Origin of the sequence: Dorea sp. 210702-DFI.3.17 (assembly GCF_020560825.1) — a bacterium.
In the GTDB taxonomy this organism is placed as follows: Bacteria; Bacillota; Clostridia; order Lachnospirales; family Lachnospiraceae; genus Dorea; species Dorea formicigenerans.
In genome coordinates this window covers 1-246 of record NZ_JAJCNB010000136.1, presented here as the reverse complement: position 1 = coordinate 246, position 246 = coordinate 1, and the positions used below count along the sequence as shown (strand labels likewise).

Below are 246 nucleotides of genomic sequence, written 5' to 3'. Positions count from 1 at the left end.
AACATGGACGTATTCCAACAGATGTTAAATATATGAATCCGAGAATATCCTTTGATGGATTGAACTGGTGGATCAGTGTATGTGTAGAATTTCCTGACTGCAAGGAAACACTTAATGATGATGGAGTTGGCATAGACTTAGGAATTAAAGACTTAGCTGTCTGCTCTGATGCCGTTAAGTATAAGAACATCAATAAGAGTCAGAAAGTAAAGAAACTAGAAAAACAGAAACGCAGATTACAGCGTA

General features: G+C 36.6%; 1 pseudogene. It reads left to right on the top strand.

The features are described 5' to 3' along the window. Window positions 1-246, top strand: a pseudogene (locus tag LI149_RS15250) (RNA-guided endonuclease TnpB family protein); the annotation flags it as partial.